Annotated in this window: 15 protein-coding genes and 1 pseudogene; 5 read left to right on the top strand and 11 right to left on the bottom strand. The window is 53.4% G+C overall.

What is annotated here, in order from left to right; all coding sequences use genetic code 11:
• Positions 1-30 precede the first annotated feature (30 nt).
• Positions 31-2,298 (top strand): DNA internalization-related competence protein ComEC/Rec2, encoded by a 2,268-nt coding sequence (locus CC94_RS0113825; RefSeq protein WP_005370729.1) that lies wholly within the window; start codon positions 31-33, stop codon positions 2,296-2,298.
• Between the two features lie 15 nt (positions 2,299-2,313).
• Here the strand turns inward: CC94_RS0113825 and CC94_RS0113820 are convergent, their stop codons facing one another.
• Genes CC94_RS0113820 through CC94_RS0113810 form a run of 3 tightly spaced genes read right to left on the bottom strand, consistent with a single transcriptional unit; the run spans position 2,314 to position 4,205 of the window.
• Positions 2,314-2,901 carry a CDP-alcohol phosphatidyltransferase family protein gene (locus CC94_RS0113820; protein ID WP_005370728.1) on the bottom strand — a complete coding sequence of 196 codons (588 nt, stop codon included), beginning with the start codon at positions 2,899-2,901 and terminating at the stop codon, positions 2,314-2,316.
• Positions 2,898-3,650 carry an endonuclease/exonuclease/phosphatase family protein gene (locus CC94_RS0113815; RefSeq protein ID WP_031431315.1) on the bottom strand — a complete coding sequence of 251 codons (753 nt, stop codon included), beginning with the start codon at positions 3,648-3,650 and terminating at the stop codon, positions 2,898-2,900. Before CC94_RS0113815 ends, CC94_RS0113820 begins: the two co-directional genes overlap by 4 nt.
• Before the next feature lie 21 nt (positions 3,651-3,671).
• The gene (locus CC94_RS0113810; RefSeq protein ID WP_245549484.1) at positions 3,672-4,205 is read right to left on the bottom strand and encodes a CDP-archaeol synthase; all 534 of its coding nucleotides are present in this window, start codon (positions 4,203-4,205) and stop codon (positions 3,672-3,674) included.
• On the opposite strand from CC94_RS0113810, the pseudogene CC94_RS24785 reads away from it, so the two are divergent.
• The 4 genes and pseudogenes from CC94_RS24785 to CC94_RS0113790 form a co-directional block, all read left to right on the top strand.
• Positions 4,177-4,646 (top strand): annotated as a pseudogene (locus CC94_RS24785) (transposase); the annotation flags it as partial. The gene CC94_RS0113810 and the pseudogene CC94_RS24785 overlap by 29 nt on opposite strands.
• Positions 4,647-4,846: 200 nt before the next feature.
• A complete protein-coding gene (gene sseA, locus CC94_RS0113800; protein ID WP_005370725.1) occupies positions 4,847-5,728 on the top strand; it encodes a 3-mercaptopyruvate sulfurtransferase in 882 nt (293 codons plus the stop codon).
• A gap of 29 nt (positions 5,729-5,757) precedes the next feature.
• Positions 5,758-6,738: an ABC transporter ATP-binding protein gene (locus CC94_RS0113795; RefSeq protein WP_425411954.1), complete on the top strand. Its 981-nt coding sequence runs from the start codon at positions 5,758-5,760 to the stop codon at positions 6,736-6,738.
• The gene (locus CC94_RS0113790) at positions 6,735-7,496 is read left to right on the top strand and encodes an ABC transporter permease (RefSeq protein WP_031431308.1); all 762 of its coding nucleotides are present in this window, start codon (positions 6,735-6,737) and stop codon (positions 7,494-7,496) included. The genes CC94_RS0113795 and CC94_RS0113790 overlap by 4 nt, the downstream gene beginning before the upstream one ends.
• A gap of 206 nt (positions 7,497-7,702) precedes the next feature.
• Here CC94_RS0113790 and CC94_RS0113780 read toward each other — a convergent pair whose 3' ends face one another.
• The 8 genes from CC94_RS0113780 to CC94_RS0113745 form a co-directional block, all read right to left on the bottom strand.
• Positions 7,703-8,143, bottom strand: coding sequence for a phage virion morphogenesis protein (locus CC94_RS0113780; RefSeq protein WP_031431307.1), 441 nt, complete (start codon positions 8,141-8,143; stop codon positions 7,703-7,705).
• Between the two features lie 14 nt (positions 8,144-8,157).
• Positions 8,158-8,424: a hypothetical protein gene (locus CC94_RS0113775; protein WP_157203441.1), complete on the bottom strand. Its 267-nt coding sequence runs from the start codon at positions 8,422-8,424 to the stop codon at positions 8,158-8,160.
• On the bottom strand, positions 8,417-9,040 hold the full coding sequence (locus CC94_RS22425) for a phage head morphogenesis protein (protein ID WP_031431305.1): 624 nt from the start codon (positions 9,038-9,040) through the stop codon (positions 8,417-8,419). The genes CC94_RS0113775 and CC94_RS22425 overlap by 8 nt, the downstream gene beginning before the upstream one ends.
• A 25-nt stretch (positions 9,041-9,065) precedes the next feature.
• Positions 9,066-9,284, bottom strand: coding sequence for a hypothetical protein (locus tag CC94_RS0113765; RefSeq protein WP_031431304.1), 219 nt, complete (start codon positions 9,282-9,284; stop codon positions 9,066-9,068).
• A 322-nt stretch (positions 9,285-9,606) separates the two neighbouring features.
• Positions 9,607-10,377, bottom strand: coding sequence for a hypothetical protein (locus CC94_RS0113760; RefSeq protein WP_031431303.1), 771 nt, complete (start codon positions 10,375-10,377; stop codon positions 9,607-9,609).
• Positions 10,374-11,354 (bottom strand): toll/interleukin-1 receptor domain-containing protein, encoded by a 981-nt coding sequence (locus tag CC94_RS0113755; protein WP_169740962.1) that lies wholly within the window; start codon positions 11,352-11,354, stop codon positions 10,374-10,376. Before CC94_RS0113755 ends, CC94_RS0113760 begins: the two co-directional genes overlap by 4 nt.
• 1,637 nt (positions 11,355-12,991) lie before the next feature.
• Positions 12,992-13,801 carry a sulfotransferase domain-containing protein gene (locus CC94_RS0113750; RefSeq protein WP_031431301.1) on the bottom strand — a complete coding sequence of 270 codons (810 nt, stop codon included), beginning with the start codon at positions 13,799-13,801 and terminating at the stop codon, positions 12,992-12,994.
• 55 nt (positions 13,802-13,856) lie between these two features.
• Positions 13,857-15,857, bottom strand: a complete 2,001-nt coding sequence (locus CC94_RS0113745) for a carbamoyltransferase family protein (protein WP_031431300.1) — start codon at positions 15,855-15,857, stop codon at positions 13,857-13,859.
• Between the last annotated feature and the right edge of the window lie 10 nt (positions 15,858-15,867).

Below are 15,867 nucleotides of genomic sequence, written 5' to 3'. Positions count from 1 at the left end.
TTGCGCTAAAAAAATATTGCCGACAGCCTTATGATCATCGCGGCGATCAGCTATTTGATAGGGGTTATGCTGGTCCAGCAACTCCCCGATATGACCGGGGCGGGCTATCTCTTGTTCCTCGTGCCCGTATTCGGCTTTGCGTTATGGCGGCGCCATTGGGTCGTGGCATTCATCCTGTCAGGGTTGTTCTGGGGAACCGGTTTCGCGCTGATCCGTTTACACGACCGGCTGCCTCAGGCGCTGGAAGGCACCGATCTGAGAATCACCGGACGGATCGCCAACCTGCCTGACGTAGGGGATAAAAACTTACGCTTCGATTTCGCGATCGCCGAGTCGCCGCCGGAATTCCCTTCGCGGATCCGGCTCACCTGGTATCGACCGGATCGCCCGGTGAAAGCCGGACAAACCTGGACTTTTACGGTCAAACTGAAACGCCCGCACGGCACCCTCAATCCGGGCGGTTTCGACTACGAGCGCTGGCTGTTTACCGAAGGCATCGGCGCCACCGGTTACGTGCGAACCCGCCCGCCACCCGTGTTGATCAAAGAAGCCGCCTACGCCAATGTGCCCGGCTTGAGACAAAAGATCGCCGACCGGCTGAACGGACTGTTGACCGGCTCGCCCAGCCTCGCGCTGCTGCAGGCACTGATGATCGGCGACGGCAGCCGGATCACGCAAGCGCAATGGGATATTTTCAGAAAAACCGGAACGACGCATCTGATCGTGATTTCCGGTTCGCATATCGGACTGATCGCGGGCTTTGTCTATTTTCTGGCGCTCAAAGGCTGGGCCCTGACCGGCGTGTTGCGCTGGCCGCCGCCAAGAATCGCGGCGCTCGTAGCACTAATTGCGGCCGTGTTTTATACGTTTCTCGCCGGTTTTGCGGTCCCCGCGCAACGTGCGCTGATCATGCTGGCCATCGCGATGGCGTCGGTGATCGGGCAGAGGAACAGCAGGCCCATCGATACCCTTGCCGCCGCTTTACTCGGGGTACTGATCCTCGATCCTCTCGCGGTCCTATCGACCGGCTTCTGGCTCTCATTCTTTGCGGTCGGACTGATCCTGTTTGCGGTCGCGGGCCGCCTGGCCAAACCGAAACCTTTCGGCGCGGCGGTCAAATTACATGGGGTCACATCGCTCGGGCTTGCGCCTTTCCTGTTGTTCTTTTTCCAGCAAATCACTTTTATCGCGCCGTTCGCGAATCTCCTGGCCGTGCCGGTGATCAGCCTGGCCGTGTTGCCTTTGGCCCTCCTCGGCCTGTTGCTCCTGCCGCTATCCTCGACGCTCGCCGGCCTGTTGCTGTTGCCGGCCGACTATATCTTGCGGAGCTTGATGTGGCTGCTCAATTTAATGGCGCAAATTCCGGCCGCAACCCTCAGCCATTCCGCGCCTCCCTACTGGGCGCTGCTGACCGCGATACCAGGCGCCTTCTGGCTGCTCGCGCCGTTCGGAACGCCTTCGCGCTGGTTGGGCGTGATAATGATAGCGCCGCTGATTTTCACTGCCCCCGCCCGGCCGGCGGTAGGCGAAATCAGGATGACCCTGCTCGATGTCGGCCAGGGACTTGCGGTCGGCATACAAACCGCCGGCCACTGGCTGGTGTACGACACCGGCCCGCAGTTTTCTCCCGAGAGCGATATGGGGCGCAACGTGGTACTGCCGTATCTACACAGCCGGGGGGCAAACAAGATCGACACACTAATCGTCAGCCACGGCGATAACGATCATATCGGCGGCGCGCGCTCGATTTTGCGCGCGCTGCCTGTCGCACACCTCCTGACCGGCGCGCCGGAGGGCCTGGCCGAATATGCGCCTGCCCTCTGCAAGGCAGGGCAAAGCTGGCGATGGGATGAGGTGGACTTTACGATGCTCGCACCCGAACGGCTCGACCCGGCAACCGACAACAATAATTCCTGCGTGTTGAAAATCCGCTCCCGAAACGGCGCCATTCTGTTGGCCGGCGATATCGAAGCCGCCGCGGAATCCCGGCTGGTCGACCGCTACGGGTCTGCCTTGCGCGCAGACATTCTGGTCGCCCCCCATCACGGCAGCAAAACGTCTTCGACCCAGGCATTTTTAGAGACTGTAAAACCTCGATATGTCTTGATTCCCGCAGGCTACCGGAACCAATTCGGCCATCCCCACGCTGGCGTACTCGCGCGCTACCAGAAAATCGGGGCAAAATGGCTAAAGAGCGCCGACAGCGGGGCCATTCTGGCCGATCTGTCCGCACACGGCCTCACCATAAAAACGTATCGGGAACTGGATAAGAAATATTGGCGGGCCGGAAGCGAATAATTTCCGCCGCCAAGGTCAGGACTGGCGTTTTTGCAGCACATTCCAAAGCGAACGCACATTCGATTCGGGCGACGGCAACAATAAAGTAATGGTGATTTCCTCAAGCGCCGCAGTCAGCGAGACGAAAGCCGCGATCCTGAGCGGCCAGACGGTGCCGCCCAAAAACAGAATGAACAGAGAAACGCCGACCACTACCGCGGCCGCCTTGACCAGCCAGGTATGGTAACTGGTGAGCCTGCCGAACTTGATCATGCCGGCTGCAGGCGGGGCAATGCAACTGCCGACGATCATCAGGACATACAGCCATTCGCGCATGACCAGATCGGGCCATAGCCAGAAGCTGCAGACCGCGATCGTCATATAGGTCAGCAAATCGGCAAAACTGTCGAGCGTGGCACCGAATTCGGTCACCTGCCCGGTCAGGCGGGCCGCAAATCCGTCCAGTACGTCGCTCAGAAAAACCAGCGCCAGAAGACTTATGAAAGCCCGGTCATGGCCGGACCAGGCAAAAGCCAGCAAGCCGGGCGCCGCGACGAAGCGGAAGCAGGTCAGCAGATTGGGAAGAGTCCATAAGGACCGGAAAAAAGGTTGATTGCCGTTCATAAGCTAAATGACGCCGCCAACGGGGCATGATCGGAAAGCCTGCGCCATGGCGCGCCCGCCAGACGTTCGCACCCGACCGGAGTCAATCCGCGGAAATAAATCCGGTCCATCGGCAAAAGTGGCATCCAACACGGAAAAGTCCGCGCATAATCGCCATGCGTCACATGAAAAACCTCTTTCAGCCCGAGGTGCCGTTCAAAATGCCGCTCCGCCTGGCTAAGCCAGTCGTTGAAGTCGCCGGCGACGATCAGCGGCGCGTGATGCGGTACATATTGATCGATCCGCTCGCTCAATCGGTCAAGCTGCGCGCGCCGCTCGCGGCTGGTCAATCCGAAATGTATGCACACGATATGCACCTCCTCGTCCGTGTCCGGCATACGGATCACGCCGTGCAGCATGCTCCGGCTGGCCCACGGAAACGGCGAAACATTGATGTTTTCCCAGTTGACGAACGGAAAACGGCTCAAAATCGCGTTGCCGTGGTGACCTGTCTTGTACACTGCGTTCTTGCCGTAAATATAAAACGGCCATACGCCTTCGGCGATAAACTCGAATTGCGAAATCGCCGGCCAGTCTTCGACTTCCAGCGCATGAAGATGGTGCTCTCCCTGCATTTCCTGCAGAAACAACAGGTCGGCTCCCGCCTCTTCCAAGGCTTCTTTCATCTGATGCAGAACGAAGCGCCGATTGCCCGGATTAAAGCCCTTGTGGATATTGTAAGTTAAGACCTTCAGGCCCGGTTTATTCATACTCTCCGCACCGCGGAAGAACTACGGGTGTTTACGCAAACGCCATTTGACCAAAACAGGCGAAAGCCATTCTTCAATCAAGTAAAAAGCACCCACTGAAATCACGATTTCAAGCCAGCCGATGCCCAGGCTCGATTTTACCATTAACAGCGGAAAAAGCGACTCGGGCACCGTATCGAGGCCGCGCACATGGCTGCCTTCGGCCATGCCTAACCGCCTTTTGCAAAAACTGGCCAACAAATCGCCACACAGAGTGCCGACCGCGAATAATAGACCGGTAAGCGGACCCTGTCCCAACAGATAAGCAGCCGCAGGCGTTGCCGCACAGGCGGCGAATAGGCCGCGCCATGTTTTGGCCGTGCCGAACAAAGGATGACCATCGCTTAACCGAAGGCCGCCATCTATCGGCTTCATGGCATAGGAACCCGCTAGTGCACCCAGCAATACCGGGGCACCGTTCGCAGCCAGAAGCAGAAACACGGCGTCAAAGATAACGCTCGAACTTAAACTGTCCACTGTATAGCGAAAACGGGATGCTGAAATGAGTTCGACCAAGAAAGGAAACAATTATCACTTTGGCATGAAGGCGCACAGTGGAGTCGATGCCGAGTCGGGCCGGGTGCATACGGTTGAGGTAACCACCGCAAAAGTGGCGGATGGGGCTATGGCCGAGGCGTTGCTGCACGGCGAAGAAAAAGTTGTCGGCGGTGCCCGGGCCTATACCCGCAAGAACCGCAATCTGACGGCAGGTCAACAGGATGAGCCGGCGTGGGCTTTTCCTTTCAAGCGTCAGAAGGACCGGCGGAGCAAGCCCTTTACAACCGCCTGCCGGCTGCATGCCGTGCCGTGGTCGAACACCCCTTCCGGATCGTCAAGCGCCAATTCGGTTATACCCACGTGCGCTACCGAGGACTTTATAAGAATGTGCAGCAACTGTATTTGCTGTTTGCCCTCGGCAATCTTTACCACATCCGGGAGGCGATGAGGCCCTCCTAGGGGAACGTCCGTTCCGTGCCCTGGTAAAAACCGGGATGAAGGGTGAAAAAGGCCATCAAGGAGCAGTTGCTCGGAGAAAATCGGCCAGTTTTGACTCCTAACCCCGGCAGGGGGCCCAATTCTGGAAAACTCACTTATTCAGAGTTTCCTTAAAGTAAGGATCTCGGCGAAGACCGTTACTCTTATGATAAAGTGAAAACATGAGCATTCCCCCACTTCCAACCAATGCCGAACTTGATACCGACAGCGCTTTAATCAGTTGCGAAGGGTTGCGCCAGCATCTTGATCGTCCCGATTTGGTCATCCTGGACGCCACCTACTTTTTACCGAGACAGCAACGGAGCGCTCTTGCAGAATACCACCGCCAGCATATCCAGGGCGCCCAGTTTTTCGACATCGACGACATTGCCGACCAGACTCATCCTCTTCCGCATACTCTTCCCAGTGCTGAACAATTCGGGCGTCAAGTGGGTCAGTTGGGTATCGATAACCAGACTTGGATAATCGTTTACGACCGTCACCACTTTTTTGCCTCGGCCCGCGCCTGGTGGATGTTCCGAGTATTCGGGCACGACAAAGTCAAAGTCCTGGATGGCGGTTTAACCCGATGGAAGCAATTGGCGTTTCCGTTGACTGACAAAAGAAAAGCCCCGGTCTATAAAGCCTTTCATGCCGTCTTTCACCCCGAACTGCTTGCCGATTTAGCGCAGATGCGTGAGATTCAACAGCAAGGCTCCGCCCAAATTCTGGACTCCCGTTCCGCAGACAGCTTTATGGGTCAACGGCCACAGCATGAGCCCGGCCTTCAACCGGGCCATATCCCTGGCAGCTTCAATATTCCCTATCAACATTTGTTCAGGCCGGATGACCATCGATTACGGCCGGTTGACCAACTGAGACAACTCCTGTCATCGACAATGGTAGAGTCTTCCAAGCCAATAGTGACCAGTTGCGGCTCGGGTGTTTCAGCGGCAGTCTTGCTTCTGGCGCTGTATCAGGCGGGTATTCATAAGATTCCGTTATTCGACGGCTCCTGGGCCGAATGGGGGAGGCGCAAGGATGTGCCGATCGCGCCTCGGTAATCAATAGACTCTGGGATTTACATTCATCCATGAAAAAAATGCCCGTATCCGCGCCCATGACCACCGATAGCTCCGCCCCCATCCTCTCCGTGCGCGACGTTAACAAGGTCTATGCCGACGGTTTCCGGGCGCTCAACCACATCAACCTGGACATCCGACGCGGCGAGATATTTGCCTTGCTCGGACCCAATGGAGCCGGCAAGACGACACTGATTAGCCTGATCTGCGGCATCGTCAAAGCCACGTCCGGAACCATCTTCGCCGACGGGTACAATATCGTGCGGGACTACCGCGCGGCGCGGGCCGCCATCGGCCTGGTACCACAGGAACTGCATACGGATTCGTTCGAGTCGGTCTGGGCCACCGTCAAATTTAGCCGTGGGCTATTCGGTAAGTCACCCGACGCGGTCTATCTGGAAAAAGTCCTGCGCGATCTGTCCCTGTGGGACAAGCGCAACGCGAAAATCATGACCCTTTCCGGCGGCATGAAACGCCGCATGCTGATTGCCAAAGCCCTCGCGCATGAGCCGGCGATCTTGTTCCTCGATGAGCCGAGCGCCGGCGTGGATGTGGAGTTGCGCCACGACATGTGGCGCCTGGTACGCAAACTACGGACGCAGGGTACCACGATCATTTTGACTACCCATTACATCGAGGAAGCAGAAGACATGGCCGATCGGATCGGCGTCATCAACCAAGGGGAATTGATCGTGGTGGAAGACAAAGAAATACTGATGCGCAAGCTTGGCAAGAAGCAGCTTACCCTGACTTTGCGGCAGCCCCTATCCCGCATTCCCGCCGGGCTCAACGCTTGGCCGTTAACGCTCTCCGACGACGGGCATGCCCTGATTTATCGCTTCGACGCCCAAAAAGAAGAAAGCGGTATTGCCGCGTTGTTGCGCACGCTCAATCAACACGGCATCGATTTCAAAGACTTACGCTCCCGCGAGAGTTCACTGGAAGACATCTTCGTCAGCCTGGTACATCAGTCCAAGCAGGAGCAGACATGAACCTCTACGGCATCCGGGCCATTTACCATTTCGAAATGGCGCGCACCTTTCGTACGCTGGCGGAAAGCATCGCCGCGCCTGTGCTGACCACCTCGCTGTACTTCATCGTCTTTGGCAAAGCCATCGGTTCGCGCATGGGCGACATCGACAGCGTCAGTTATGGTGCCTTCATTATCCCTGGGCTGGTCATGCTGAATTTACTGAACGAAAGCATCGCCAATGCTTCGTTCGGGATTTACATGCCCAAGTGGTCGGGCACGATTTATGAGCTGCTCTCGGCACCGGTTTCTTGGATCGAGGTGCTGATCGGTTATGTGGGCGCAGCGGCGACCAAGTCGGTGATGCTGGGCCTGCTCATTCTGGGCACCGCGCGCCTTTTCGTACCCTACGAAATCGCCCATCCGGGGTGGATGATCGCCTTTCTCTTGCTGACGGCGGTGACTTTCAGTCTGTTTGGCTTCATTATCGGGCTGTGGGCCGATAATTTTCAGAAACTCCAGGTGGTACCGATGCTGGTCGTCACGCCCCTGACTTTCCTGGGCGGCGCATTCTATTCGATCAAGATGCTGCCCCCGTTATGGCAGAAGATCACGCTATTCAATCCCGTGGTGTATTTGATCAGCGGCTTTCGCTGGAGTTTTTACGGTGTTGCCGATGTACACGTCGGCATGAGCATTGGCATGATAGCGGGCTTTCTGATCCTCTGCCTGACTTTTGTCTGGTGGGTGTTTAAGACGGGGTACATGAATAGAAATTAGATAAATGAAAGGGGAAAAGCGAGATAAATGGAAATGAAACGAAATGAAGAGGGATAAAACGGAACGAAAAATAAAAATAATTTGCGCAGAGCGAAAATAAAAAAATCAGCGCATTCGATCCCCAAAACGCTGGGTTTTCAGGAAGTGAACCAAGCCCGGATCAAAAACAGCCCTTGCCTCGCTCGCCTCCATAGACATAGAAGAACTCACAGCGCGGCCTGGATATGATCGCGAATGATGTCCAGAATCTCATCCCGATCGTCATCCGATAGGCCCAAAAACGGCCGCTCCGGAATATGCCGGCGCGGATCGCCGTATTGGTGCGTGGCGCCGTACTTCGAACCCGTCCCGAACAACAGCTGATCGGCCGAGACTTCATAATGCAGCGTTCCGCGCAAATTGCCCTCCAGCGTCAAGATCTTGTCCTGGTTTTTCGGCTTGCGCGCCTGGTAGCTGGGTAGCAACTCCGCCCACGGCTCGCCGTCCGGCGCAACCTGTCGACCAAAGCGTTCGTCATGGCTTCTCGTCAAATATTCGCCGATATTCGCGAAAGCGGGCTCCAAATCGCCCGTCAGATCGACCAAGCGCCGCAACAGCTGCTGCACCGCGCGGTCGTCGAATTCAACTTCAATAAAGGCGTCGGCCATAACCGCTATATCCCCTAAAAATAACTGGTGGGAAAAACATCGCGGTATCCTACCTCGTACCGCCAAACGGGATCTTCGATGCGCTCACGCGTTGCCTGCATCTGAACGGTATCGCCGCGCAACGCATACAGCTCATAAATGGTTGTCATCCTGGCATCGTGCGGCAGCTTTGCCTCCCAAGCACGGACCTCATCCAGAGGCATAGACACATAGCGCGATCGTACTTGCGCCGCTTCAGATGGTGTTGCGTTATGGGGTGGATCAAATAATGTTTCACTCATAAAAATCCCGACCTTCGGATATAGCCAGCAACTGTAGCGCAATAAGATTGGCATCCTGCTGACTTAAAAATGCCAATATGTCCCTGAGTTTACCATTCAGTTCGGTCGGCGTCGCCGTCATATCAAGATAACGTAACCGGGTCAGTGCGTGCGCCTTCAGCACGTAATCGCTGTCCATCAAGCCCAGCCGCTGCAGCAACGCATGGAACCGCCCGACCGTCTTCGGATACGAAAAGCCTTTGGCGCGAATATCGGCCCAATGCGCCGGCTCGCGGCCCAAGGCACGCAACAGCTCGGGATACGTCTGCCGCGCCAATACCTCGTGCAATCCTTCCGATATGGTGTCTTCGCCGGTCCAGCCCGTCCAGCCGCGGGCCGCCACGATCGCTTCGAAATCGCGGGTAAACTCGGCCAGCGTGGTGCCTTGCTCGATGGCCTTGGTCACCGCCTGGTGCAGATCGCTCAGCAGATCGGCCTGCATGGCCCCGGCGACGGTAAACGCCGTATCGTGCTGCTCGCGAACCCGATCGTTCCAGCGCTCGGTCGGGACCAGCTCTTTGGCGCGCCAAAAGGCAATTTGTTCCTTGAACGGCAGCGAGCCGTACCGGACGCCCATTACCGCAGACTCGGACGCGTCGTCATCAACGCCCCTCGTTCACATCGCCCCGGCCGGCCAACTCCGCCGCTAAAAACGCCTCGGCAAACACCGCCGCCAGCGCTTCTTTGTCCCAGGCCGGAAAGATCTCCGCCAGCCGCTCCCGCACTTCGAGCAGGTCCGCGGACGAATGCAGCACGCCGCGCACCGCCTCCATCAGCCCATCGACCGCCGGCTGCGCGGCGCGCTCCAACAGATCCACCATTTCGCCCGGCGGATCGTCGAGCGGACGGGCTTCGGCAAATTGCGCGGCCGGATTATCGGCCTTCCGCCCGGCGTTATCCGGCCGGGCGGGCGCACGGTTTGCCAGGGCTACCGGGTCATTCGTGGAGGTAGAGGTATTAGTGTCGGGTTTTGACCGTTATGCAAAGCTTTGCATAACGGCCATAAGTTGCCGTTGATTGTTCTGCAGCCTTGCCATTCGAATGACCGCTTCATTCTGAAACCTGACGGGCAACCTATGCGTGCAACTCGACCTTATCGGGCGTTCATTAGAGAAAATACCCGCCTCAAGAACGACCGCTTTCTTAGTAGTCGGAGGCTTCCTCATCGCTTTGTCTCGTTCCCAGCACCCATTCGGTCACCGCATAACTTAGCCCAGCCTCCCGAACTGCGTTTTTAGCCGCCTCAATCAGAGGTTCCGAGGCGGTTTCACCTTGATTCCTCTCCTCACTCTGTTCTACACCTCGGATTGGAACCCCATCCAGCTTGGACTCTGCGATCTCACTGAAAAGCACCTCAGCACCTTTAGGGGCCTGGCCAACAACACCGATAACTCCCAGACGCATATTCGATTCCATGGCATTATGAGACAGACGTTCAAGGATTTTCCTTGAGATCTTACCAATAGCAAGTATCTGAGAAGGTTTCTCCCGTTTTAGAAAATCATCTAATTGATCATCTAAAGATTCGAGTGACTTAGGGATAATCCTCTTTTCCATTCCGCTATCAAGGTCCATGATACCCAAATCAACCAGTTCTGAAAGCAAGCCACCCTCATCATATGGCGTCTCTTTGCTGAATTCAGGATCCCGATACAACGGATCCGGGGTATCGAAAACATTACGAACCACTCCGGCCAGCACAATTGGCGATGGAAAGCGCTCTCCTCCTTCTACTGTTCGCTCTTGCTGATACCCGACGATTGCTGTCCCCACAGCCAACACAGTTTGGGATGTTCCGACAAACAGGATTCGACGCTTGGACTCAACGGCCAATCCGGCTGCAACAGAGGCAAGATCCATTAAGTAAGGATCAGCGTCTGCATCAGGTCCTACTAGAATCATTAGAGAATTCATGGGTTTACACCATTGGCGAAGTCATGGATTGAACCGGGTAACTGATATGGTCCGCGAAGCAGAACAATGGCCAGATGAGCGAGCCAGTCGAGTTCCTGATTCGCCCGTGGTGGAAGATGCTGGTGCTGTCCGGCTAAAATTCTAAAATCAAAAGTACTTGTAAAAGAAGAGGTTACAGCGGTATTGTGCAATTCGGACAAATTTCCTGGTCTTCCACTGGGATAGACGAGAGCTGTTTTACCGTGAGCGGAGAGAGCATATGTTCCATTCCCTAGTTCCTGGAATCCAACCCCTTCTGACTGAGAGGTTTTCCGCAATAATTCTTCATAAAAGACTCGACGAGCAATGGAGTTGATAGTGTAACGCCGAGCGATAAAGTCAATAACAGTCCCTAAGTCTGAGATAGAAAGTTCCTCAGAGGATGGTTGGGTTCTAACATTCATGCGATCTGGCGACTGAGGGCCAGCAGGAAGGGGTGGAGCACCGTCTACATTCAATGCCATCAGGCCTAGGTGATAATGGCGCGCAAAGGCAATCTCCCATCTAGTCCAGCGGGACTTAGCCAAGTTTGGACTCTCAAGCAGCAGTACACATCCTTTGTCTGCTAGTTCCTCGGCAATTTCCTGTGGGAAAAAGCGGCCTGGCGTTCCCGAGAATCTGTCAAGATACACGCGATAGCCACGCTGAACTAGAGCATGGTGGATCTGGTCAGCAAGACTCTTGGTGTCGTCACGGCGATAGCTTAAGAAAAGCTTTCGTTCTGCTCCCACTTGGATCCAACGTAGAATATCGGTGGCAAGCCAGGCGGCGTTACCCACATCAGCCAGTCGGTTCATGCTTTGAAGGCTCTTCGGTAGAGAAAACCCACCTGCACTAGGAGGCAGAACCGGAATGATGATACCGTTTATTCCTGCCTGCTGTTTCCAATCCAGAGCAAACTGCTCAACATGATTGTTCAGCGAAGTACCATCGGTCATCAAAACGAGGATATGTTGGCACGAGGGCTCCCTCCAAGCCATACAACTCATTCCGTCTTCCCATCTCCCTCGCGCTCCCGGACCACCACACGGACTGGTTCCAACCGGAAGGCTCAGCTGAGTCTTAATGGAATTAAAGACAGCGACGGTTTTTAACTCGACGCTAGGCTGGCATGAAAGCAAGTGGATATGAATGGGACGGCCGAGCCCTGGAACGGTATCTTTTAGACAAACGTTGTTTGTACCGCTTCCTGTGGGATGGTTCATCTGTAATACAGTGTTCCAAGTCATCGTACGGCCTCATTAGAGCTAATTGAAGACGATAAAGAGGTGAGCCAAACGCCTGCAGTAGGTGAAAGGTCGCCATAAGCCGACGAACAACCTCCTCACCAAGTTTCTTCAAATTTTGAATCTGTTTGGCATTGTCCATCTCCCTCATATTTTTCATGCTTTCGTCTGGGGTGGTCATCCGGAGTAGCTCAAGGGCCTTGCCATCCAGCGGGGAATCATATCGCAGATAGCTTAACCCAGCTGTACCATGTAGTAGGTCAGTCGATAAATTACCAACTTCAACGTCGATTTCTCTTAACTGTAGGGCTTTTTGACATTAGCTGCAACAATAAATAGCTCGGAGAATAATTGGGCTTCGCTGATTAACATATCTGGTATCGCTTTTGCCCAGCTAATACCGCCTTGTTTAAGGAATGAAAATGTCCAATGCCCCTACTGCACATCCCAGAACCCTGTTCCTAATGGAAACCAACAGCAAATTATCGGCCCCCATTTCCCACTGAAAGGGGTAGCCCTTTAGTTGTGTAGGTCGGGCACGCGCTTTTTGCGCCCGACATTTCCAAGGCCTTGAAAGATGGCAGGGTTTCAGACCCGCGCAATATTCCGAAGCAGGATCGCCACATGATCGTCGGGCAACGATAAAGCGGTTGCCCGACCTACAGGGTTGAGAATATCCGGGGGCTTTGGCTCACATTCAATGAGAACGAGCCCGCTTTAATTGAGAACAGCCCGATCACATCGGCCAGAAACCCCATTAATTGAGAATGGGGCCGAGGGCACACCACTATCCCACATCCAGGTGGCTTTGGCTCAGAAACGGGCTCTATCGGCGGTTGCTTTGTCCATCCAGACGGAAACCCAGTCTTTCCACGCGCACGGGGTCTGGTGCGGTCTTCGCTTTTTTGCTGGGCATGGCAAAACCTCCTGGGTCACATTCTTAATATTGACGTACATTGTACGTCATATTGATGAATTGTAATATCCCTTCTTCAGACCGGCCGGTTCGGCAAAACGATCGAATTCGAACGGGAATTTTATAGAAGCACTGCATGAATAGGTGTCCGGTTTTTGTTGACCATTACAATGGGTAGATGAAGCAAGGTGTGACAGGTTGAATTCGATCCATCGGTGGATAATGAAATTTGCAAAATGCGTTTTCATTCAACTCCAGTCGAATTCTTTCCCTAATAGCAGCCAAAGCTTTTCATTATAGGGTTTAAAAAACTCACTAAGTTTAGATAAACTTTCTTCGTCCGGCGGAGGCAATACAATAGGATTCTCATTTATTCTGTTATTGGATGCAGGACACTCAAAACTTGGCAAACCAACGAATTCATAAATTTTATTTAAAAAACTATTGCTATCAAAAAATAATCTGCCACATCCAACACCAGGACATTCTCTCGACCAAAACATTCCATCCAGTAACTCACGGCTTTCCAGTAAATACTCGTCTGCAACACGTTAAAACCGCAGGCTCTGGCCATATGCATCGGATATTCCGGAAATACGTTGAGCGCTCTATCAACATAAGCCGGAAACGATGCTAAAAACGGCAGTTCGCTCGCACGTTTCTTGCCCGACATAAACACCTCCCACTTCCAGTGTGAAAAGACGCGTTTTACCGAGTCTCTTAATATCAACACAATTTTTGTATTCGGCTGCACCTGCGATAGTCTGTAAGTTAATTCCATCCAATGAAGATAAGGCGCAAGAAATGGGGAAAGCGCCGAACCATAACGGGAAGCATACTCTTTCTTCTGCCTCTCCGTTGGATAAAATATTCGCCAATCCTCGGGATCGGGGATATAAAACTCTTTGGATAGTGGCGCCATTATGTTGGGGTGCAGCATGATGTTGACAGCCAAATCGCTGGTGCCGCTTTTTATCGGCCCAATCACACAGAAATCGGGTAAAGTTCGCTTACCGCCAAATTTCCGCAACAGCATTCTCCAGCTAGGCGGAGGTCCAAAATAATGAGGAAGAAATTGATATTCCGATAACCCGGCAATGTATTGCAATTTTGACGGCAAATGATCGTCCGACATATAGCCACTGCGAATATTCCTATACTCGGAAACCAACTGATAAGCTCGGGACAGCCTATTTCTTTTGCGTTCAATTGCGGCAGCATCCATTTTTTCTGACTCCAACATTATTAATATGCTTGCGGCTAAAATCCAACCGACTAGCGCCCTGCCGGCAACAACGCTATCGTTTAGAATCGGGCCGCAACACCAGTAAGCGATCCGACCACAATCCCGGCAATTCTTGCAAAACCTGCGCTCGCTGTTCCTTTAAAAAACCCAAGCTATCCATAAGCTGGCCAACAGGCTGTTCTCCGTCTGCCGCTTGCAAAATCTTGTACCCCACTTCGGACAATGTATAACGCCGGGAAAAATTGTAATTCCACAACAGCGCGTAACTGAAGCTGCGTTCGCTATTGCTAACATAGCGATCTTCCCTGCGTAATACCGCCGCTTTCGGCAAACTAACGATTAAGTTGGCCAAATCTTCCGGCTGCCAATCCTTTTTCCGGGCCAAATAATCGCCCACGACCAGGTAATCCAGCCCGGACGTTAAATAACACACCACCGCATCGTCGATGCTGTCGACGATAGGTTCGGCATTGTTGTTGAATGAGGTGTTCAACAAAATTGGAATACCGGTTTTACCGCCGAACGCATCGATCAATTCCCAATAACGCGGATTGCCGACCCGGCTTACGGTTTGCAACCTAGCGCTGCCGTCTACGTGGGTAATCGCGGGCAATTGTTCGCGCCATTCCGGTTTGACGTTCAGCACGAACGACATGAACGGAAAATCGGCCTGTTCTCCCGGCACTTCGAAGAAATCCCGCACCCGTTCTTCCAGAATCGACGGCGCAAACGGCCGATAACCTTCACGCATTTTGATCATCGCATTGATTGTCTCCTTGTGCGAAGCAACGCGCGGATCGGCCAGAATACTACGGTTGCCCAAAGCCCTGGGACCGAATTCCGAACGGCCTTGCACCCAACCGATCACCGCGCCGTCGATCATCAAATCGGCTACTTGCTCGGAACGGTTCCGCAATTTTTCAATCTGTAAAAATGCGCGCCAAGCCTCTAAAGCGTTGCCGACTTCATCCTCATGAATCGGCGTTCCCCAATAAGCATGAGAAACGCGTATAAAAGGGAGCTCCGGTTGCATCTTGTGGGTAACATAAGCCGCCGCACCATAAGCACATCCCGAATCCCCGGCAAAAGACGGCAGAAAAACATCTTCAAACAAACCGGAACAGAGAATCTTACCGTTCATGCTGCTGTTTTGCCCGACACCGCCGCTGATTACCAAACAAGTATGACCGGTCGTATGTTTAAAATGACGCAGAATATGAAAAACAATAGTCTCTAACGCTTCTTGCAATGCCGCTGCAATATCCATGTGGACTTGCGTGAACGGATCGTCCCGTCTTCTCGGTTGCAATAGTTCGTACATTTCCATAATACGATCTTGATGGATGGTGTACTCGCCGTCCGGCAGTAAGTCATAAAAGCAGTTGAACTTCTGCCGATAAACGGACGCATTCCCATAAGGGGCCAAGCCCATGACTTTGTATTCGTCGAAATCTTTGTAACCCAAAAAAGCGATGACTTTTAAATAAAAATGCCCCAAGGAATCGGGAACGGACTTCGTTCGCAGTACATTGAAGTCTTTACAGTTCGCATCTGCCACCATTGCCGAAATATCGTCGCCTTCCCCGTCGATGGTGAGTACCAACGCTTTATCGAAGCCTGACAAATAATAGGATGCGGCGGCATGAGCAAGATGATGGTGTACGAATTGAAAAATATCCTGACTAAGCGAGACGCCGAACTCCCGTTCGAATAAGATCTGATATAAATGCCTGATATTGGTAAAAATATTTAACTCAGGCGTATGGATACCCAATTCCTTGAGCTTAGCGTTTAAAAAATCTTCACCTGCGTAAATTGCAATAGCATCCAGTTCATCGATTGTCTTTTGCGCTGTCTGCAAACAAAAACTGACAGCAGATGAGCATAGTTTATTGGTATGCTTGATTCGGCTTATTCTCTCTTCTTCAATGCCTGAAACTACTTTTCCGTTTTCCAGCAATACGGCGGCAGAATCATGCCCTAAGCCCCTATGAGCTAGCATCACCGTTTCGAAAACCGAATCTATTCCACCGGTTATACCTAAAATTAACATTTATTCTCCA

Source organism: Methylomicrobium agile, assembly GCF_000733855.1.
In the GTDB taxonomy this organism is placed as follows: domain Bacteria; phylum Pseudomonadota; class Gammaproteobacteria; order Methylococcales; family Methylomonadaceae; genus Methylomicrobium; species Methylomicrobium agile.
Note: the sequence above shows the minus strand (reverse complement) of the source record. Positions and strands in the feature narration are given on the sequence as shown.

Coding starts and splice junctions, on each gene's coding strand:
- CC94_RS0113825 (WP_005370729.1), top strand. CDS start 31: ATGATCATCGCGGCGATCAGCTATTTGATAGGGGTTATGCTGGTCCAG.
- CC94_RS0113820 (WP_005370728.1), bottom strand. CDS start 2,901: ATGAACGGCAATCAACCTTTTTTCCGGTCCTTATGGACTCTTCCCAAT.
- CC94_RS0113815 (WP_031431315.1), bottom strand. CDS start 3,650: ATGAATAAACCGGGCCTGAAGGTCTTAACTTACAATATCCACAAGGGC.
- sseA (WP_005370725.1), top strand. CDS start 4,847: ATGAGCATTCCCCCACTTCCAACCAATGCCGAACTTGATACCGACAGC.
- CC94_RS0113795 (WP_425411954.1), top strand. CDS start 5,758: ATGAAAAAAATGCCCGTATCCGCGCCCATGACCACCGATAGCTCCGCC.
- CC94_RS0113790 (WP_031431308.1), top strand. CDS start 6,735: ATGAACCTCTACGGCATCCGGGCCATTTACCATTTCGAAATGGCGCGC.
- CC94_RS0113780 (WP_031431307.1), bottom strand. CDS start 8,143: ATGGCCGACGCCTTTATTGAAGTTGAATTCGACGACCGCGCGGTGCAG.
- CC94_RS0113775 (WP_157203441.1), bottom strand. CDS start 8,424: ATGAGTGAAACATTATTTGATCCACCCCATAACGCAACACCATCTGAA.
- CC94_RS22425 (WP_031431305.1), bottom strand. CDS start 9,040: ATGGGCGTCCGGTACGGCTCGCTGCCGTTCAAGGAACAAATTGCCTTT.
- CC94_RS0113765 (WP_031431304.1), bottom strand. CDS start 9,284: ATGGTGGATCTGTTGGAGCGCGCCGCGCAGCCGGCGGTCGATGGGCTG.
- CC94_RS0113760 (WP_031431303.1), bottom strand. CDS start 10,377: ATGAATTCTCTAATGATTCTAGTAGGACCTGATGCAGACGCTGATCCT.
- CC94_RS0113755 (WP_169740962.1), bottom strand. CDS start 11,354: ATGACCGATGGTACTTCGCTGAACAATCATGTTGAGCAGTTTGCTCTG.
- CC94_RS0113750 (WP_031431301.1), bottom strand. CDS start 13,801: ATGTTGGAGTCAGAAAAAATGGATGCTGCCGCAATTGAACGCAAAAGA.
- CC94_RS0113745 (WP_031431300.1), bottom strand. CDS start 15,857: ATGTTAATTTTAGGTATAACCGGTGGAATAGATTCGGTTTTCGAAACG.